The following is an 18,375-nucleotide window of genomic DNA, read 5'->3' on the forward strand; positions in this document are numbered from 1 at the left end:
ACGCGCGCATACTCGGCTCAATCAGTGGCCCCGCTTAACGGGACACAACCTTCACGTCGGTGGCTGCGGTGGCAGCAACCTTCTTCTCATCAGCAATCAGATTTGCGAGGAGTGTGTTTGCTTCGTCGATGTCCGAGCGAGCAGCTTCGGCCCAGGCCTGATACTGTTCTTTGGTCACAACCTGTACGGCGATTGGCATGAATGCATGACGTGTTCCGCACAGCTCCGAACACTGACCGTAGAACATGCCGGTGTTATCAGCACGGAACCAGGTTTCGTTCAGTCGAAAAGGCACTGCATCAATTTTGATACCAAATGCAGGAACTGCAAAGGAGTGTATCACATCCCCAGCGGTCACCTGAACGCGTACTGTTGTGTCGACCGGGACAACAATGTTGTAGTCGGCAGCCAAGAGACGTGGTTCATTTGGTTTAAGAGCTTCGCGAGATTGATTATAGTTATCTTTTGCCAATTCAGAAGCATCTTCAAGCATATAAGCATCGAATGAGACATCTTCCATGCCTTCATCCGCATACTCATAACCCCAATACCACTGGTAACCAGTTGCCTTGATGGTCATTTCGTATTCAGGGATATCAAGCTGTTTGAAGAGCAAACGGAAAGACGGAACTGAGATCATCACCAGAATGAGGATTGGGACAACCGTCCAAACAACCTCGATCATAGTGTTGTGTGAAGTGCGAGATGGCGTTGGGTTCGCCTTCTTGCGGAACCTGATGATCACAACAAGCAGCAGGAGTGCTACGAAAACCGTCACGCCGGCCATAATGATCAGGGTAAAATCGTTAAACCAGCGAATGTCTTCCATCACTGTCGTCGCCGCAGGCTGCATGCCCATCTGCCACGGCGTTGGCTGTGCTGCATTGGCTGCACCTGCCATAAAACCCGTCAATCCGATTGCCATAGTTGCGGCAATGGTTGCCAGGTGATGCTTCAAGAGCTTCATCACGTCTTGCGCTCCCTGTCCCTCTTAAATGCCGCCGAAACGGCAATCCTCTTCTTGTCCACACATGTGGGGTGCCCACTTTGGCCCGTCCGACCAGTCCTCACACCTGCGTGAATATCTGCGACATAATAACCCAATAAGGGTTTCTACGCGATTCCCCTAAGGTTATAGCGACTATAAGTCGCAGTATCATTTGACTTGAATCAATGAGTTGGACAAAAAACATAAGAAATCCGCAGATGCAATTGGATTTTGAACGATCTCCGCTGTTTTCACCTAGTTACTTTTCCCTATATCGAAAATCGATCATTTCTATCCATGCGTCCAATTTCACTCACTAAATCGTCACTTTATCGGCAAAAAGGAACGTTACCTCGGCGTGAACAATGTGAGTCGGATCCCTCCTTCCTCGTCAGTTAAGTGGACAGCCAAGAATGCCAGTTTGCGCTTTGACGTCAGGAGCGGTATTCCAATATTTTAGGGAAACACCCCACGCTGGCTGGCTGGGGAGACAGACACTGCACAGCCGGTGAACTGGAGGAAGGTTTTTTGAAGCAGTTTTTACGCACGCTGACTCTATCAGTTGCGGTGACAGTGGCGGGTGCCGCCGGATTTTCCGGAGCTGGTCATGCTCAACAAGCGCTTGGCGAACTCAAAGGCGAGTTTGGTGATTGGCAGCAGCGTTGCGCCAAATCCCCAGGTTCTAACGTCGAGCAGTGTGCTCTTATTCAAAGTGTGACAGATTCTGCACGTGATACTGTAGGCCTGACAGCTATTATTCTTAAGACGGCTGACCAGCAAGCGACCGTTTTGCGCATTCTCGCTCCACTTGGCGTTTTGCTACCGATGCAACTTGGTCTGAATGTAGATGGTAAAGATGTTGGCCGGATGCCATTCATCCGCTGTCTGCCTGCCCCAAGCGGTTGCGTTTCTGAAGCGATGCTGGAAAAGGATCTGATCGACAAGCTCACAACTGGTCAGACTGCAACTTTCATCATCTTTGAGACACCAGAAGAAGGTATCGGTATTCCGATCTCACTGGTTGGTCTGAAAGAAGCAATCGCGGCTCTACCTTAAGTGTAAGTGCTTGCCCTCGAATGTAATCTGAAAGCCGAGATGATGAAAATCGCCTCGGCTTTTGTCTTTTCAGGCGCGAGGAAAGATCCTGCCGAACTATCTGATCACCCACGATCTGGCCAGATGTCAGCCTCACAGAACCCGAGTGCGGCGAAGTCATCCTTACGGGCCTGCTGCTCCATCTCGTTGCTAAGAAAGAATTCATCGAGCTGAGGTGGTGCGACTGAAGTTCCGCTCAACATGGCGTGCACTTGCCCGCGATGGTGCATCTGATGTTGAAAGAGATGCAAAAGAAGCCTGTCTGCTCGTTCACTCAGAGGCTTGTCATCTCTCAGCACATGTATTTTGGAGAGGTCAGCAAGGTCCATTGAGCCTATGTGCGCAATTAACTTCTGATCTGAGTTTCTTTGAGCCTCGAAAAGAGGCGGTAGTTGCTCAAAAGGGTACTCAGGATCAAATGCATTAATCCCGAGCGGCGTTCCTTCCAGAGCGCTGATATAGAACCAATCCACTGTGAGGATGTGATTCAGTGTCATCAGGATTGAAGGGAAAAAACTTGTCCGTTTTGCAGCTAGCTCGTCTTCAGAGAGCTTCTTGCAACTGGAAAGTAGCCGATAATTCGCCCAAGCGTTGTTTTTGGCCTGCGCTTGAAAATATTGAAGCACTGTTATTTCCGTCACTTAAAAATTTGAGATCAGTCTCTGCAGTTTTCAAAGAGACCTCTTAGTTTTCCTAAAATGAGGCACGCAAAGCAAAGGGTTTTTGCACTTTAAATCCGGTGTGCTGTTTTCTATGCGAGCACATTCTGTTTGATTGCGGCAGCGTCAGCCTCCTGATGCAAACAGACCGGACCTTTGCAGGTGATCCGTGCCCATAGCAATGCATGTCTATATTGCGTTTGTTGTCACGACATTGATTATCATGTCGGTGCCTGACGCCAGTAAAATGTTGATCCTTTCCAGATCCGCATCCGGAGGAACTTTTGCTGGTCTCTTTACACTCATTGGCGTTAAAGCAGCAGAAGCCATTCAGGTGGTGCTGGTTTCCTTTGGGCTTTCCTGGCTCATTGTCAGTTATCCCTATGTCTTTGAGACTGTGACCGTTTTGGGGGCGGCTTATCTGATTTATCTCGGCCTTCGAAGGTGGAGAGCTGCTAGCCGTAGGATTGCTGAACCCACCAGCCAGGGCTCTGACTTTCTGACAGGTTTCATGATCAGCATTGCCAATCCCAAAACTCTCATTTTTCTCGCAGCTCTTTTCCCTCATTTTCTCAATCACGCTCATCCGGTAGATGCCCAGTTTGTTGTTCTGGGGACAACTTTTCTTCTGATTGCGACCTGCCTGGATCTACCGCTTGTGGTAGGTGGCGGACTGGTTGAGCGGTTGTTTCGATCTCCACGTGTTGAAGGTGTGCTGAAGCGGTTCAACAGTGGCGTTTTGCTCACTGCCGGAGTTTTCCTTATGGGACTGTTGGTTTTCAGATGATGAATATCAGCCTTTACCTCGGATTTATTGTAGCGACATTCATCTTACTGGCTATCCCCGGGCCTAACGTGATGATGATACTGGCTAAATCCACTCGCGAAGGCACTTCAGCGGGCCTGATTGTTATGGCCGGCATGACAATCGCACAAGCTGTCCAGATCATTGCTGTCGTGCTTGGCCTTTCCTGGGTGGTGCACACCTACCCTGATGCCTTTGAGGTTATTCAGCTTGGAGGAGCGGCCTATTTAATCTACCTGGGCATCTCTAGCTGGTTGCGTGCGGGGCGGCATGACAGGGTAGTGAGCGGAAGCCATAAGCATTTGAAAGTTGGCTTCTTTGTTGGCCTTTCAAACCCAAAATCACTGCTGTTCATGGCGGCATTTTTCCCGCAGTTTATTGACAAGGCTTATCCAGCGGATCCGCAGCTTACGGTGATGGGCGTGACTTATCTTATGATGGCGATTTTAATTGACGGATTGATCGCCGTTCTTGGCGGGTATTCCCGCAACTGGCTGTCTGCTCCTTCCGCAAGATTCAGGCTTGATAGAGTTTCTGGCGCCGTTCTGGTGTGTGCCGGATTGGTGCTCGCTTTCCTGCATTGACCCTCAAATACTTGGGAGCGATGGCCTTCCCGCCTCCTTTATTGAATAGTAAGCCTTGAAAGTGCACGGATTGTTCGCCACAACAGAGCAAATCCATTATTTCGGAGTTTTACCCATGAGCGATAAACCGATTGATCTTCTCCAGACCTCAGGACTGGACGAGGAGACAGCGCGCCAGATTACTGCGGCAGCGCTGAAAGGCGCTGATGATGGGGAACTTTATCTGGAATACAGTCAGAACGAAGGGCTTGTGTTCGACAATGGACGCCTGAAGTCCTCCACGTTCAGCACTGGTCAGGGATTTGGCCTGCGTGCTGTTGTGGGTGAAGCATCTGGTTATGCCCATTCTGACGACATTTCCGAGGCTGCTTTGAAACGCGCTGCTGATGCGGTTGCTTCAGTCCAGAGCGGTCATTCCGGTACCTATGCAGCACCGCCAGCTCGTACCAATCAGAAGCTCTACACGGATGAAAACCCGATTGGCAGCCCAAGTTTTGCTGAAAAAGTACAGCTTTTGCAGGAAATTGACGCGTATGCCCGTGCGAAAGACCCGCGCGTACAGCAGGTAACTGTTTCGCTGGCAGGCAGCTGGAAGACAGTGGACATCCTGCGAGCTGATGGTCACCGTATTCGCGATGTACGTCCTCTTGTGCGCCTCAACGTTTCCATTGTGGCTGGTGACGGCGACAAGCAGGAGACCGGCTCTTTTGGCTCTGGTGGCCGCGAAGGGTTTGGTGAGTTTGTTGCTGAGACAAGCTGGCAGCATGCTGTTGAAGAAGCTCTGCGTCAGGCGCTGGTCAATCTGGAGGCAATCCCAGCTCCTGCTGGTACGTTTGACGTGGTGCTTGGCAACGGCTGGCCGGGCATTTTGCTGCACGAAGCAGTGGGGCATGGCCTTGAAGGTGACTTCAACCGCAAGAAAACATCGGCGTTTGCAGGCTTGATGGGACAGCAGGTTGCCGCAAAAGGCGTGACCATTGTTGATGACGGCACCATCTCCAAGCGTCGCGGCTCTCTCTCTGTTGATGATGAAGGTACGCCGACTGGCCGAACCACGCTCATTGAGGATGGTGTTCTTGTTGGATACATGCAGGACCGTCAGAACGCACGCCTGATGGGTGTTGAGCCAACTGGTAATGGTCGCCGTGAATCCTTCTCACATCAGCCCCTGCCACGCATGACCAATACCATCATGGAGAATGGTGATCAGGATCCAAAAGAGATCATCGAAAGCCTGGAAGACGGCATTTATGCAGTTTCCTTTGGTGGTGGTCAGGTTGATATCACCTCTGGCAAATTCGTGTTCTCCTGTACTGAAGCCTACCGTGTCCAGAACGGAAAGATTGGTGCTCCAGTGAAAGGCGCGATGTTGATCGGGAACGGTCCAGATGCGCTCAAACGGGTGTCCATGATTGGCAACGACATGAAGCTGGATCCAGGTATCGGAACTTGCGGCAAGGCCGGTCAAGGCGTGCCAGTGGGTGTTGGACAGCCAACCATGCGCATCAACGAGATGACGATTGGTGGCACTGCGACCTGATTGGTTCAGACAGGTTCTATGAGTTTGAAAGGGGCAGAGATGCCCCTTTTTCTTTGTGGGAACACTTCTAATCCCGCAGGGGAATTGCAGGCACTTTATCAGCGCGAATGCGATTGGTTCTCCAGTTCATCACGTGACGGATGCCGTTTTCATAAAGCACCTTCACCATTGGCGAGAACGCCTGCATGTGTTCAGTGTAGAAATCATCCGGGCTGTTATAGATTCCAAAGTCATTGTTAATGCCGGTTTTCTGGATGTAAGTGTCCTGCCCCCGCCAATTGACCTGAGGCGCGCTGAGGCAGTTGGTGCCAACGCCGTAGCCACAAAGGGATTGTCTGCTTGGGGCAAACTTCTGCTGAAGAGCAGAGAGAAACGCATCATCCAGAATAAAGCCCTCCAGGTTAATCCAGCGGTCCTCAAGATAGATCTCCACCCAGGAATGCAAAATGTTGTCCGGGGCGATCTGGTAGGCCAGTTCGGGCACTACTCCGCGCTGTAGTTCTTTATGGATCGTGAAGCCGTGCAAACGACAGGGAACTCCAACGGCTCTCATCAGCGCCATGAGGAGTGTGCCTTTGGTGTTGCATTGCCCTATTCCATCAGCCAGCACCTGACTTGCCGGAATATTGTCTGCTTTGTTGTAACCAAACAGGATTTCATTGCGGACGAAATCGTGGACTGCTCCAGCACGATCAAAGGGAGATAGATCCTTCCATTTCCTTTGATCAACGAGCTGCCGGATTGTTGGCGCACTAAAGTTGAGTAGTGGGGTTTCCTTGAGCAGGATGTTTAAGTGAGTGTTTGGTTTGTCTAGCATTTTGCGCCTCCAATCGAGAATAAGGCGACTGTAAAGGCTCTAGTCACTGTAGGTTCAAGGTCTAAATTGCATCTATTTACGCTACAACCTGAGAGCTCAAACTGGCACTTCGTTAAGGGTGCTGAAGATTTACCTCAGCTTGTCTGTATTGCATTCAAACCGAATTTACGCTGGGTCTGTAGCTTCTTTCAAAAATAATAATGAGCCGCACCCTTTCATGATCACACTCCACCAACTGGATTTTGTGACAGACATCATGCTGTTTCTAAGCATGGCGATTCTGGTGGTGCCGTTTGCCAAGTTGATCCGGGTTGGAACCATCGTCGGCTATTTGATAGCGGGCGTTATTTTAGGGCCATGGGGGATTGGGCAGTATCTTGGCAGTCCCTTTAGCGCTCCTGATGAGTTGCGGCCCATTGGTGAGCTTGGCGTGGTCATGCTGCTGTTTCTGATTGGGCTTGAGCTGAATCCTGGTCGCCTATGGTCTTTGCGTAAGGAGATTTTTGGCTCAGGGTCAGCTCAAGTAGGATTTTCCGCGCTTTTAATTGGGCTTGCTATCTATTTTGGAGGACTGACCTGGCAAAAATCTCTCATTATTGGCCTTTCACTCGCGCTTTCATCAACGGCTCTTTCCTTGCGTATTTTGCAAGACCGCGGTGATCGCACGACGCCGATGGGGCAAACATCTATCGCAATCTTGCTGTTTCAGGACATGATGATTGTTCCCATTCTCGCGCTGATGGCAATTGTGGCGCCTGTTCCTATCGATACGGGCCAACGGCCAGGTTGGGAGACGGCGCTGATTATGGCTTCGACCGTGCTGTTGCTGGTTGCTGTTGGCCGCTATCTGCTCACCCCATTGTTTCGGCTGTTTGCCCGTATTGGTGCTCGCGAGATGATGACAGCCTCTGCATTGCTCACAGTGCTTGGCGCAGCAACGCTGATGAAAGCGGTAGGTCTTTCGAGTGCATTGGGCGCGTTTATTGCGGGTGTGATGCTGGCAGAAAGTTCTTTCCGGCATGAGCTTGAGGCTGATCTGGAGCCTTTTCGCGGTTTGTTGCTCGGGTTCTTCTTCATCACGGTCGGCATGTCCATCGACCTGAACTTTGTCTATCAGAACTGGGTGGTGGTGCTTGCCTGCAGTTTTGGTTTGATGGTCGTGAAGTGTCTGAGCATTTTTTCTGTCACCCGCCTGTCTGGTCACACGCCAGAAAACAGTTTGCAGATTGGTGGTTTGCTGGCTCAGGCTGGAGAGTTTGGATTTGTCATCTTCTCAGCATCCGTCGCCGTTGACTTGCTGAACCCGCATCAGAGCAGCCTGCTCTCCGCAATCATCTCTTTCACCATGGCGTTTACTCTGCTGAGCGTTTGGCTCTCGCAATGGTTTGGCGTGAAGCTGAGGCCTGAGCCCGTGAAACCGGATATACCCAATACAGAGGGAGGCCGCACCAATGTGCTGGTGATAGGATTTGGGCGTTTTGGGCAGCTTGCCTCTCAGATGCTGATTGCGCAGGGATCAACTGTGACGGTTCTGGATACAGACGCACAGCATATCCGGGAGGCCTCCCGGTTTGGTTACCGGATTTACTACGGAGATGGTCGACGACTGAATGTTTTGCGGGCAGCAGGGGCGGAAAATGCCAGTGTGATTGCGGTTTGTACCGAACGGGCCGAAACAACGAGCCAGATTGTGCGCATGACGAAAACACAGTTCCCACTCGCCAAAATCTTCGCCCGCGCCCACGATCGTCGTCACGCTATTCAACTTGTGACAGCGGGCGCAGACTATCAGCTGCGTGAGACCCTGGAGTCGGCATTACAGTTCGGGCGGGAAATACTGGAGGAGTTGGGTGAGGATGAAGACCGCACCTATGAAATTCTTGCGGATGTGCGGCGCAGAGATGCTGAGCTTTTGGCGTTGCAGCAGGTGGGTGGGCTGTATGCGGGTTACAAGCAATTCAAGCTGCCCAATGTGCCAGTAAAACCTTTGATCAAACCGAAATCAGAATCAACTGCCCTGAACGAACCAGCACGCCGCCTTGCGGAGGCCGAAAAGAAGGCAGAGAAGGAACAATCAGAGAATTCTGAAAAAACTTCACCACACAAGCCATCTTCAGACTAGCTTTATACGGAAAACTACATTTTCTCTTAGATAGAATTAAGGTATTCCCCTCAAAATCGACTGAAATCAGAAATGTCTGTTTTAATAGTTTGAATTCCGCTTTTTAGGATGCCAATGGCAGAAGCTCACGTCCCCCCGTTCTTTATCGAAACCATTGTGGTTCTTTCCGCTGCAGTTATCGCTGTGCCCATCACCAAACGGCTTGGCCTTGGTGCTGTGGTCGGCTTCCTCGCAGCAGGAATGGCGATTGGCCCCTATGGCATCGGCTTCTTCAATGAGCCTGAGCGTATACTGGGCTTCGCGGAGCTTGGGGTCGTTCTGCTGTTGTTTGTGATCGGGCTGGAACTGGAGCCTGCCCGATTATGGACCATGCGGCGAGACATATTCGGGCTTGGGACAGCGCAGGTTGTAATCTCGGGTTTGATACTGACTTTAGGCGCTATGGTGTTTGGCCTGTCCTGGCAGGTTGCCCTGATCGCCGGGCTTGGTCTTGCTTTGTCATCCACGGCCTTTGCCTTGCAAATGCTGCAGGAGCGCGGACACCTGAGCACCAAGTATGGCCAACGGGCCTTCGGCATCTTGCTGCTGCAGGACATGGCTATTGTGCCTCTGCTTGCCATGGTCAGCATTCTGGCCCCTGCTGAAGCGGATGTGGAAGAAGCTTCCATTGCCATGCAGGTGATCACGGTTGTCGCAGCTGTTGGCTTTGTGATCTTTGCGGGCCGCTTCCTACTTTCTCCCCTCTTCAAGCTTTTAACGGCTTCTGGCGCTCGTGAGTTGATGATTGCTGCAGCACTGCTGGTTGCTCTGGGCAGTGCAGGTTTGATGAGCCTTGTTGGCCTCTCCATGGCATTGGGGGCTTTTCTCTCTGGTGTGATGCTGGCAGAATCTAGTTACCGACATACGCTGGAAGCAGATATTGAGCCTTTCCGTACTATGCTCATGGGTCTGTTCTTCATGACTGTGGGGATGGCGCTCGAACTTGATCTGATTGTCGCGAACTGGCAGCATGTCGTTTCAGCGGTCGTGTTGCTGATGCTCACCAAGGGTGTTCTGCTCTGGGGCCTGTCGCGTTTGTTTGGCTCTTCCAACTCTGATGCTCTGCGCGTGGCAGTCACTCTGCCACAAGGCGGGGAGTTTGCCTTTGTGCTGTTTTCAACGGCGACTGCCGCGGCAATCTTGCCAGAGGAATCTGCGAATATCCTCAGCGCTATTGTTATTTTGACGATGCTGCTCACACCACTTGGTGCGGTAGGTCTGGATTTTGTTGCGGAGCGGATGAAGAAGCATGGCGACACGACCAATAAAATCGAGACCTTTGAGGATGCATGCCCGAGCGTATTGATTGTCGGATTTGGGCGGTTTGGTATGATGGTTGCGCAGATGCTGACTTCTGAAGGAATTTCCGTCACAGCTCTCGACAACAAGCCGGATCGGATCAACTATGCTCGCCAATATGGCTACAGGGTTTATTATGGGGATGCGACGCGGCCCGACGTGCTCAAGGCAGCTGGAGGCGAGAATGCAACCTTGATTGCTCTTTGCATTGAGGATGACCGCGTCATGAAGCAGGCAATTTTGCAGATCAGATCCGCGTTCCCCAATGCAGCCCTTTATTGCCGTGCCACGGACCGGGCTCATGCACTTGATCTCACCCGTCTGGGCGTTGACTATCAGATCCGTGAGACTTTTGAGTCCAGCCTGACTTTTGGTCGGAAAGCGCTTGAGTTTCTTGGTTTGCCGGCAGACCGTATTGACGAAGTTGAAGATGATGTTCGCAAACGAGATGATGAACGCCTGACAATGCAGCTTGCCGGTGGTGATCTTGCTGGCTCAGACAAGTTGCACCAGCGCACGCCACGTGATGAAAGCAAAACAGAAAAACCTGACTGATTAAATCAGGTTATCAGAGCACTGCTCTTGACGCTGGTTGATTTGAAGCACATTTATTGCGTGGGCGTGGTGTGCGCTCATTTCAACATTTCGTGATCTGCGGCACTGCTTTCTCGCAGAGACCACATTAATCCCTATGGTTCGATATGGCTGGTGAGTACTCAATCGGTGATCTTGCGAAGAAGGCTGGCGTTAAAGTCCAGACCATTCGTTTTTATGAGCAAAAAAAGCTGCTTCCGGAACCTCCGCGCACTGAGGGCGGTCAGCGTCGTTATGGCGAAGACCACCTGAACCGACTTTCTTTCATCCGTCATGGCCGTGATCTCGGTTTCTCTTTGGAAATGATCGAGAGCCTTATGCTGCTTAAGGAACATCCGGAGGATGACTGCGAGGGCGCAGACGAGATTGCACGGGCTCACCTGACTGAGGTGGAAGACAAAATTATTCGTCTCCAAAGCCTACAAACCGAGCTGAAGAAGATGCTGAAACACTGTTCCAGCGGAAAGATACACGATTGCAGGGTCATTGAGGCCCTCTCCTGCGATTGCTATCAGCATCGCCAAAAGTGAGTTTTTATGTCCAGACCAACTTCATCCGGCACACGGGATGCAAAATTCACCTATGGCTCGACTATGCGCCATGTGCTGGTGATGACATCCACCGGCTCAGTCGGATTGATTGCTATTTTCCTCGTTGATTTTGCAAACCTTTTTTACATTGCACAGTTGGGTATTGAAGAACTTGCGGCGGCAATTGGCTATGCCGGAACCATCATGTTTTTCAACTCTGCCATTGGCATTGGACTTTCCATTGCCGCCAGTGCTTCAGTTGCCCGGCGTATCGGGCAAGGTGATGTGAAAGGCGCACACCGCCTTGTGAGCATGTCGCTTATAATATCAACATTGATATCACTCGCTGTCGTGGCTGGTAGTCTGGCGTTTCTGGATGATCTGGCGATGTTGCTCGGGGCGTCTGGGCGTACACTCGATTTTACGCTGCTCTTCCTTTACATCGTCGTGCCTTCCATGCCGTTCCTCGTTGGTGCAATGGTGCTTTCTGCGCTGTTGAGATCCGTGGGTGATGCACGTGGTGCGATGTTTGTGACTTTGTCCAGCGGCTTTGTGACAGCCATTTTAGATCCGATCCTCATTTTCGGGTTTGATATGGGCATCACTGGTGCTGCAATCGCTTCTGTTGTTTCTCGCCTGGTGATGGTTGGTGTTGGCCTTTATATCCTGATCATCAAGCACAACATGCTCGGCAAGCCTGAGATTTCTAAGACTGTCAGCGATACCGTCGATCTGTTCAAAGTGGCGACACCAGCCATGTTGACCAACATCGCAACACCAGCAGGCAATGCCTGGATTATTGCGGAAATGGCTCAGTTTGGTGATGGAGCAGTCGCAGGCTTTGCGATTGTTGGTCGGATTATTCCTGTTGCTTTCGGTGCGCTGTTCGCTCTTTCCGGTGCAGTTGGTCCCATTATTGGCCAGAATTTTGGAGCCATGGAATTCGACCGGCTTAGCAAGGTTGTGAAGGATTCTCTTTTGTTGATCGTGGTTTACACGCTGTCAGCCTGGGGTTTGCTGTTTGTGTTGCAGGGGCCATTGGTGCAGTTCTTCAATGCTGAGGGTGACAGCGCTTCACTGGTCTTCTTCTTCTGCACTTTTGCAGCAGCTGGTTTCCTGTTCAATGCTGCTTTGTTTGTCACCAATGCTGTGTTCAACAATCTGGGCTTCCCAATCTACTCCATGCTGTTTAACTGGGGCAGAGCAACTCTTGGGACTATCCCGTTCACCATTGCCGGTGCTTACTTCTATCAGGCAAACGGTGTTCTGGCAGGGCAAGCCATTGGCGGCGTTGTTTTCGCCTTTCTGGCCCAATATGTTTGCTGGCGCACGATTGAGAAAATCCGCAAGGAAAAACTGGCAACTGCATAAATGCTGCCAGATTTATTTGCATAAGATGCATGTTCTTACCGCTGGCCTTTTTAAGGTTTGAGCGGTAAGAAAGGAAAAACACAACAACTCTGGATGCTGAAATAATGAACCGTTTTGAACAGCCACGCGTTCCAACAGAAGCACGTATCCAATATCTGGATGGTGATTATCAGGTGAAAGCACCCGGTAACTTTGTGAAGTGTGCGATCACTGGAAAAACGATCATGCTTGAAGAACTCAAGTACTGGAGTGTATCTCGTCAGGAAGCGTACATTGATGCAGATGCTGCCCTTAAAGCCTATGAAAGCAATGGCCTACAAGCCTAAGGCTTTTCGCAGTCCAACACAGGTTTCAGGCGCTCGATGAGGGCGTCTGGTTCAGCGATTTTCATCTCCACTTCCAGCACACTTGCCACGCTTGCAAGCCGCGCAATAGATTGCTCTTCGCGGCCATCCAAACGCACGTAATCTTTTGTGGTCGTAATTGGCAGCAAGTCCTGCGTTTCAGCTTCACGCAGTATCAGGCGCGCGTCGTCTTTCGTGAAGTAATGATGATCCGGGAAGGACATGGTCTCAACGACATCAGCTCCGGCCTCCCGCAAGCTGGAATATAGCTTTTCAGGACGACCAATTCCCGCGAATGCAAGCACGCGTTCCCCGTCTAAGGCATCTGCGGACACAGGACGGATTGCAGCGTGCATCAAATCGATCCCAGCCTGGCGTGCCGTCTTTTGCTGATCGATACTCGCATCGCCCTCACCCACAACCATCAGCAGGCCAACCCGCTGCAGCTGTTTCTTGAACGGCATTCTCAATGGACCAGCCGGAATACATCTGGCATTGCCAATACCGGTCTTCGCATCCAGAAGAACGATGGAGAAGTCCTTATGCAAAGACGGGTTCTGGAATCCATCATCCATAATGATGACAGATATATCCTGCTCTTCCAGAAGCTTGGCACCGGCTGTGCGATCAGCAGAGATCACAGTTGGGCCGCGGCGTGCCAATAGCATCGCTTCATCGCCGACTTCTGCGGCGGCATATTTTGACGGCTCTACGAGCAGCGGTCCTTTAATCGAACCTCCGTAGCCACGCAGAAGAAAGCCGGGTTTGTGGCCAGCCTCTTTCAACAGAGCATTCAACGCCAGCGCAAATGGTGTTTTACCGGTACCGCCTGCTGTGAAGTTGCCAATGCAAATGACAGGTTGACGGGCTTTGTATCTGGGATTGTACCTGAAACGACGTGTCGCCATGTAGCCGTAGAGCGCACCAAAAGGGCTCAAGAGTTTGGCTTGCCAGGTTCCGTTTTTCGTCCACCAAAAGTCAGGAGCGTTCATCGTCTACTCCTTCCCTGCTGCTGATTGCTTCACAGGCAGATATTGCTGCAGCTCAAGCTGGGTCGCTGCCAGAGCGCCCCGTCCAGATTCGACCAGCGCTTTTGCTGTGTCAGCGCGCTTTTGAACTTCCGCAGGGTTGTGAAGCAGGTTTTCGATCTGATCGGCCAACTCACTGGTGTTGTGTACCAGAAGAACGCCTTCTTCCTTTGAGAATTGGCGATAGATCCATGCGAAATTTTGAGTATGCACACCAGATAGGATGGCGCAGCCTACTTGAGCCGGTTCAAGGAGGTTATGCCCACCGATTGGCCTCAGCGAGCCGCCCATAAACACAATCGGCGCAACACGATAGAACAAGCCAAGCTCGCCGAGCGTGTCAGCTATATAGATATCGGTCGCATTGGTAATAGCTTCGCCCCGTGAGCGCTGAGTGCACACAAGGCCCATCTGCTCCAGCTCTTCGCGGATTTCCTGTGCCCGGACCGGATGCCTTGGAACGATAATCGTCAGCAAGCGATCAAACTTGTGCTTGAGCTCTTGATGAGCCTTGGCAACTTCAACTTCTTCTTCTGGGTGCGTGCTGGCTGCAAGCCATCGTGGGCGACCTTCGAGCTGATCTTTGAAGTCAGCGAGTTCTACCGGATCGCACTCAGGAACATTGCCGTCAAACTTGATATTGCCCGTAGGTCTGACGCGGATTGCTCCCAGTTGCTTGAACCGGGCCGCATCATCATCTGACTGGGCGAGCACGCAATCGACGGTTCCAAAGACTGAATGGGCAAAGGAGGGAACACGGTTCCAATTTGAGAAGGAGCCTTCTGACATGCGTCCATTGACGATGATCAGTGGGATTTGCCGCTTTTCCAACTCATGGAATGTTGCCGGCCAGATTTCTGATTCAACTGTGATTGCCAGACAAGGTGACCAGTGGTTCAGAAATCTCTTGATGTTGCCGCGCGTATCATAAGGAACAAACTGATGGATCACGCCTTCAGGCGCTGAGGCTTCAACCACCTGCGCAGATGTCAGTGTCGCTGTTGTCAGCAAAACTTTGGAACCACCGTCAACGACTTGCTTTGCAAGTGGCAGGACGGCGTTGGCCTCCCCTACACTTGCTGCGTGGATCCAGATCAGGTTTCCAGATGGCCGCTCTTTCGAGGCGACACCAAACCGTTCCCCTTTGCGGTTCTGATCTTCTTTGCCCTGGCGGGCGCGCAATTTATACAAGCCAACAAGGAGCGGCGCGGCCAGACGGCCAAGACCTTGATAGACTCTGAAGATCACTGAACTCATGGGACCCAGTTCTGCCAGTGTTTGTTATTTGCCTGATTTGGCGATTGCATAAGCTTTGTCAGTTATTTCGTTCATGCTGTTTTCCAGACGCTGACGAATTTCCTCGACCTGTTCATCGCTTGCATCAGCCGGCACCGGAATAGGTTTACCAAAGCATAACCCAATATGGCTGAACGGCAAATTGATGGATGCCTTATCCCAAGTATCAAGGTCATAATGACGGCTGGTTGCCATTGCTACGGGCAGGATTGGCCGACCGGAGTGCTTGGCCAGCTGTACGATGCCTTTGCCTGCCTTACGCGCAGGACCTTTGGGTACGTCCGCTGTCATGGAGACTGTGGCGCCTGCTTTGAGCACGCGCACAGCTTCAATAAAGCCGCGCATGCCTCCACGTTTTTTGATTTGACTGGAGCGCTGCGCACCAGCGGCCCGGATTGTACCGAGTCCCAGTTTTGATGCGCAAACCGCTTGCATTTCGCCGTCAGCACTGCGAGAAATCATAACCCTGATATCCCAGTGCTTTGGACAAGCAAAGGGTAGCATGAAATGCTGACCGTGCCACATGGACGCGATGAATGGTGCACCCTCCTCATGTTCCTCATAAACCTCTGGAGGATCAATGGTGAGTTTACTGCTCTTGTAGACAAAGAGCAGATAATACGCCATGGCAGTGCCCGCTAGCTTCATGACAAGCGGGTGTTTGCCTAGTTTTTTCAACATTTCACAAGCCCATTTGAGTTCGGGCAGAATTCCCGGGAGGCGCAGTACTTACTTGGTTTCTGCGCCCGGATCAAGCAGACGGTGCATGTGTACAATAAAGTAACGCATCAATGCGTTATCAACGGTACCTTGCGCCTTTGCTTTCCACGCGACGTGTGCCTCAGCGTAGTTCGGGTAGATGCCTACAATGTCCAGATCCTTAAGATCTTTAAAGCGAACATTGCTGATATCTTCTAATTCACCACCAAACACGAGGTGAAGTAGCTGTTGGTTTTCTTCTTGAGCACTCATAGTGTTCGCTCACCTTCTTCACAGAGAGTCCGACCGGAAACCGATAAGGATTAATCCTCTACGGATATTCCCTGAAGCCTTTTAAACAATTTGGCAGAAGATGCTACTAGTCCGGGGTGATTTGTTCTAGTTTTATTGTAGTAGAGGGTCGATCCAGACAAGTCTACTAACTGGCCCCCAGCCTCACTGATGATTAAATCCGCTGCGGCAAGGTCCCAATCGCGCGCTCTTGCTCGCGCCAGACCTGCATCCAATTTCCCACAGGCAACCAGTGCAAAACGGTAGGCAAGTGAGCCCAGATAAGGACTGAACCGAATCTGCTCACTCTTTACGCCTTCTTTTTCAAGGAAGCTGACGGGGCCTGCGATGTAGGCGCCGGTGACGGACGGACGGTCTGAAACCGCAATCTTTTCCTGATTGAGATAGCTGCCTCCTCCCTCTACGGAGGTGTAAAGCTCATCACGCACCGGGCAAAAAATCACGCCAGCTGTTGGGCGACCATTTTTGACCACTGCCAGCGACAGGCACCACTCATCGCGCCCATTCAAAAACGCACGAGTTCCATCAATCGGGTCGATGATAAAAACTGTCTCATAGTCTTTTCGGACCAGATCGTCTTCAGTTTCTTCCGAGAGCCAGCCATAGTCAGGGCGTGCTTCGCGCAATTTAGATGCCAGAAACTGATCAACTTCGATGTCAGCGACAGATACAGGCGAGTCGCCTTCTTTGGTCCAGCTTTTTGGTGAATTCCCAAAATAAGAGAGGGCGATCTTGCCGCCCTCCAGAGCTGCTGAAACCAGCAGCTCCAAATCTTCCTGCACGCTATATTTGTTAGCTTCCGGCAATCGTCAGTCCTTCGATAACCACTGTTGGCGTGGCCACTGCATATCGTTCGTCCAGATCAGATGCCGGTGTCAGGTTCAGGAACATGTCCTTGAGGTTGCCTGCGATGGTGATTTCGCTCACTGGATAGGCGATTTCGCCATTTTCGACCCAGTAGCCTGAGGCTCCTCGGGAGTAGTCACCTGTTACACCGTTTGCACCGTGACCAATCAAATCCGTTACCAGCAAACCTTCGCCGATATCTCTTAAGATTTCTTCCGGTGTTTTCTCACCCGCCTGAAGCGTCAGATTGGTTGCGCTTGGAGAGGTGGAGGACCCGGAACGGCGTGCACGGCCATTTGAGGTCAGGCCAAGCTCACGCGCTGCGTATCCGTCAAGGAACCAATGGCCCAGAATACCATCTTCAATCATGTTGAGGTATTCAGCACCGGTGCCTTCCGCATCAAACGGAGCTGTGCCACCGCCGCGAGCCTTAAACGGGTCATCGGAGATGGTAATACCTTTCCCGAAGACCTGCTGGCCCATTTTATCTTTCAGGAAGCTGGTTCCACGGGCGATTGAGGCTCCGTTGATCGCGCCTGCAAAGTGACCAAGCAGGGAGCGCGCTGTGCGTGGTTCATAAACCACTGGCGCCTTGCGGGTTTCCAGCTGGCGTGGATTGAGGCGGCGCACGGTGCGCTCTGCTGCAATCCGGCCAACTTCTTCCGCAGACATCAGATCATCCCAATAGGTGCGGGAATCGAATTCGTAATCACGCTCCATGCCAGTGCCTTCACCAGCAATAGCTGTCATGGAGAAGCCAGAACGAGAACGCTGATAAGCACCAACAAATCCGTGGCTTGTGGCAAGTACGATGCCAGAGAGCCCCCAGCTTGCGCCAGCACCGCCTGATTTGGAAACGCCCTCAACTGCGAGAGCCGCAGCTTCTGCTTCGAGCGCGGTTCTGGTCAGTTCCTCGGCATTCACCTCACGTGGATCTATCAGGTCCAGCTGAGGGATGTCTTTCAGGAGACGCTCAGGTTCAGCAAGCCCAGCGTATGGATCTTCCGGCGTGACTTTCGCCATTTCAACGGCACGAGCTGCAAGCTCAGCGGGGTCGTCACTGGCATTGGAAGAAATGCTGGCAACCTGCTTGCCCACAAATACGCGGAGTGTCACGTCGTTACCTTCTGCGCGGTCGGTGTTTTCAACCTTGCCTTCGCGCACGGAAACAGACAATGACATGCCCGTAACTGCGATTGCGTCTGCTGCATCGGCGCCAGCTGCTTTTGCAGCTTCCACCAAGCTCACTGCCTGCTCTTCAAGCTTAGAATTGGCAATTGCGTCAGACATTCGCATGGACCTCCTGTTTTCTTGCTCTTCGTGTTTAGGGCGTGCCTGTCTTAAGAGCAAGCACACCTGCCAATAATCGCGGGGCTGTACGCAGAAATTGCAGCGGCTTGCTGGGCA

Annotated in this window: 18 protein-coding genes; 9 read left to right on the top strand and 9 right to left on the bottom strand. The window is 51.7% G+C overall.

Going from position 1 to position 18,375, the window contains the following annotated elements; translation table 11 throughout:
- Positions 1-34 precede the first annotated feature (34 nt).
- Positions 35-967, bottom strand: coding sequence for a cytochrome c oxidase subunit II (gene coxB, locus PsW64_RS01280; protein ID WP_063302436.1), 933 nt, complete (start codon positions 965-967; stop codon positions 35-37).
- A 549-nt stretch (positions 968-1,516) separates the two neighbouring features.
- Here coxB and PsW64_RS01285 point away from each other — a divergent pair.
- Positions 1,517-2,044 (top strand): invasion associated locus B family protein, encoded by a 528-nt coding sequence (locus tag PsW64_RS01285; protein WP_057462274.1) that lies wholly within the window; start codon positions 1,517-1,519, stop codon positions 2,042-2,044.
- Between the two features lie 104 nt (positions 2,045-2,148).
- Here the strand turns inward: PsW64_RS01285 and PsW64_RS01290 are convergent, their stop codons facing one another.
- Positions 2,149-2,724, bottom strand: a complete 576-nt coding sequence (locus PsW64_RS01290; RefSeq protein ID WP_342633459.1) for a DinB family protein — start codon at positions 2,722-2,724, stop codon at positions 2,149-2,151.
- Positions 2,725-2,911: 187 nt separating this feature from the next.
- Here PsW64_RS01290 and PsW64_RS01295 point away from each other — a divergent pair, with 187 nt between their 5' ends.
- The 3 genes from PsW64_RS01295 (at position 2,912) to tldD (ending at position 5,671) form a co-directional block, all read left to right on the top strand.
- Positions 2,912-3,529, top strand: coding sequence for a LysE family translocator (locus tag PsW64_RS01295; protein ID WP_208980500.1), 618 nt, complete (start codon positions 2,912-2,914; stop codon positions 3,527-3,529).
- Positions 3,526-4,131, top strand: coding sequence for a LysE family translocator (locus tag PsW64_RS01300; protein WP_208980501.1), 606 nt, complete (start codon positions 3,526-3,528; stop codon positions 4,129-4,131). The genes PsW64_RS01295 and PsW64_RS01300 overlap by 4 nt, the downstream gene beginning before the upstream one ends.
- Positions 4,132-4,246: 115 nt before the next feature.
- A complete protein-coding gene (tldD, locus tag PsW64_RS01305; protein WP_063293732.1) occupies positions 4,247-5,671 on the top strand; it encodes a metalloprotease TldD in 1,425 nt (474 codons plus the stop codon).
- Positions 5,672-5,738: 67 nt separating this feature from the next.
- Here tldD and PsW64_RS01310 read toward each other — a convergent pair whose 3' ends face one another.
- Entirely contained in the window at positions 5,739-6,488 is a 750-nt protein-coding gene (locus PsW64_RS01310; protein ID WP_063302437.1) for a transglutaminase-like domain-containing protein, read from the bottom strand.
- Positions 6,489-6,705: 217 nt separating this feature from the next.
- Here PsW64_RS01310 and PsW64_RS01315 point away from each other — a divergent pair, with 217 nt between their 5' ends.
- From PsW64_RS01315 to PsW64_RS01335, 5 genes are all read left to right on the top strand, one after another.
- Positions 6,706-8,610: a monovalent cation:proton antiporter-2 (CPA2) family protein gene (locus PsW64_RS01315; protein ID WP_063302548.1), complete on the top strand. Its 1,905-nt coding sequence runs from the start codon at positions 6,706-6,708 to the stop codon at positions 8,608-8,610.
- Positions 8,611-8,724: 114 nt separating this feature from the next.
- Positions 8,725-10,503, top strand: coding sequence for a monovalent cation:proton antiporter-2 (CPA2) family protein (locus PsW64_RS01320; protein WP_063302438.1), 1,779 nt, complete (start codon positions 8,725-8,727; stop codon positions 10,501-10,503).
- A gap of 146 nt (positions 10,504-10,649) precedes the next feature.
- Complete coding sequence (locus PsW64_RS01325; protein ID WP_057462269.1) at positions 10,650-11,072, top strand: MerR family transcriptional regulator; 423 nt, start codon at positions 10,650-10,652, stop codon at positions 11,070-11,072.
- 6 nt (positions 11,073-11,078) lie between these two features.
- Positions 11,079-12,443 (top strand): MATE family efflux transporter, encoded by a 1,365-nt coding sequence (locus PsW64_RS01330; protein ID WP_063302439.1) that lies wholly within the window; start codon positions 11,079-11,081, stop codon positions 12,441-12,443.
- Positions 12,444-12,547: 104 nt separating this feature from the next.
- On the top strand, positions 12,548-12,769 hold the full coding sequence (locus tag PsW64_RS01335) for a DUF2093 domain-containing protein (protein WP_093517470.1): 222 nt from the start codon (positions 12,548-12,550) through the stop codon (positions 12,767-12,769).
- Here PsW64_RS01335 and lpxK read toward each other — a convergent pair.
- The 6 genes from lpxK to PsW64_RS01365 are packed head-to-tail and all read right to left on the bottom strand — an operon-like array spanning position 12,766 to position 18,258.
- Positions 12,766-13,779 carry a tetraacyldisaccharide 4'-kinase gene (gene lpxK, locus PsW64_RS01340; protein ID WP_063302440.1) on the bottom strand — a complete coding sequence of 338 codons (1,014 nt, stop codon included), beginning with the start codon at positions 13,777-13,779 and terminating at the stop codon, positions 12,766-12,768. The genes PsW64_RS01335 and lpxK overlap by 4 nt on opposite strands.
- A gap of 3 nt (positions 13,780-13,782) precedes the next feature.
- Positions 13,783-15,072 (bottom strand): 3-deoxy-D-manno-octulosonic acid transferase, encoded by a 1,290-nt coding sequence (locus PsW64_RS01345; protein WP_063302441.1) that lies wholly within the window; start codon positions 15,070-15,072, stop codon positions 13,783-13,785.
- A 24-nt stretch (positions 15,073-15,096) separates the two neighbouring features.
- A complete protein-coding gene (locus tag PsW64_RS01350; RefSeq protein ID WP_057462264.1) occupies positions 15,097-15,792 on the bottom strand; it encodes a lysophospholipid acyltransferase family protein in 696 nt (231 codons plus the stop codon).
- Positions 15,793-15,840: 48 nt separating this feature from the next.
- On the bottom strand, positions 15,841-16,083 hold the full coding sequence (locus PsW64_RS01355) for a DUF4170 domain-containing protein (protein WP_057462263.1): 243 nt from the start codon (positions 16,081-16,083) through the stop codon (positions 15,841-15,843).
- Between the two features lie 50 nt (positions 16,084-16,133).
- On the bottom strand, positions 16,134-16,928 hold the full coding sequence (locus PsW64_RS01360; RefSeq protein WP_063302442.1) for a 3'(2'),5'-bisphosphate nucleotidase CysQ: 795 nt from the start codon (positions 16,926-16,928) through the stop codon (positions 16,134-16,136).
- The gene (locus PsW64_RS01365) at positions 16,915-18,258 is read right to left on the bottom strand and encodes a TldD/PmbA family protein (protein ID WP_063287191.1); all 1,344 of its coding nucleotides are present in this window, start codon (positions 18,256-18,258) and stop codon (positions 16,915-16,917) included. The genes PsW64_RS01360 and PsW64_RS01365 overlap by 14 nt, the downstream gene beginning before the upstream one ends.
- Positions 18,259-18,375 lie beyond the last annotated feature (117 nt).

Origin of the sequence: Pseudovibrio sp. W64, assembly GCF_001623145.1 — a bacterium.
In the GTDB taxonomy this organism is placed as follows: Bacteria; Pseudomonadota; Alphaproteobacteria; order Rhizobiales; family Stappiaceae; genus Pseudovibrio.

Excerpts from the sequence above, each read along its gene's own strand:
- coxB (WP_063302436.1), bottom strand. The coding sequence starts at position 967 with ATGAAGCTCTTGAAGCATCACCTGGCAACCATTGCCGCAACTATGGCA.
- PsW64_RS01300 (WP_208980501.1), top strand. The coding sequence starts at position 3,526 with ATGATGAATATCAGCCTTTACCTCGGATTTATTGTAGCGACATTCATC.
- tldD (WP_063293732.1), top strand. The coding sequence starts at position 4,247 with ATGAGCGATAAACCGATTGATCTTCTCCAGACCTCAGGACTGGACGAG.
- PsW64_RS01310 (WP_063302437.1), bottom strand. The coding sequence starts at position 6,488 with ATGCTAGACAAACCAAACACTCACTTAAACATCCTGCTCAAGGAAACC.
- PsW64_RS01315 (WP_063302548.1), top strand. The coding sequence starts at position 6,706 with ATGATCACACTCCACCAACTGGATTTTGTGACAGACATCATGCTGTTT.
- PsW64_RS01320 (WP_063302438.1), top strand. The coding sequence starts at position 8,725 with ATGGCAGAAGCTCACGTCCCCCCGTTCTTTATCGAAACCATTGTGGTT.
- PsW64_RS01325 (WP_057462269.1), top strand. The coding sequence starts at position 10,650 with ATGGCTGGTGAGTACTCAATCGGTGATCTTGCGAAGAAGGCTGGCGTT.
- PsW64_RS01330 (WP_063302439.1), top strand. The coding sequence starts at position 11,079 with ATGTCCAGACCAACTTCATCCGGCACACGGGATGCAAAATTCACCTAT.
- PsW64_RS01335 (WP_093517470.1), top strand. The coding sequence starts at position 12,548 with ATGAACCGTTTTGAACAGCCACGCGTTCCAACAGAAGCACGTATCCAA.
- lpxK (WP_063302440.1), bottom strand. The coding sequence starts at position 13,779 with ATGAACGCTCCTGACTTTTGGTGGACGAAAAACGGAACCTGGCAAGCC.
- PsW64_RS01345 (WP_063302441.1), bottom strand. The coding sequence starts at position 15,072 with ATGAGTTCAGTGATCTTCAGAGTCTATCAAGGTCTTGGCCGTCTGGCC.
- PsW64_RS01350 (WP_057462264.1), bottom strand. The coding sequence starts at position 15,792 with ATGTTGAAAAAACTAGGCAAACACCCGCTTGTCATGAAGCTAGCGGGC.
- PsW64_RS01355 (WP_057462263.1), bottom strand. The coding sequence starts at position 16,083 with ATGAGTGCTCAAGAAGAAAACCAACAGCTACTTCACCTCGTGTTTGGT.
- PsW64_RS01365 (WP_063287191.1), bottom strand. The coding sequence starts at position 18,258 with ATGTCTGACGCAATTGCCAATTCTAAGCTTGAAGAGCAGGCAGTGAGC.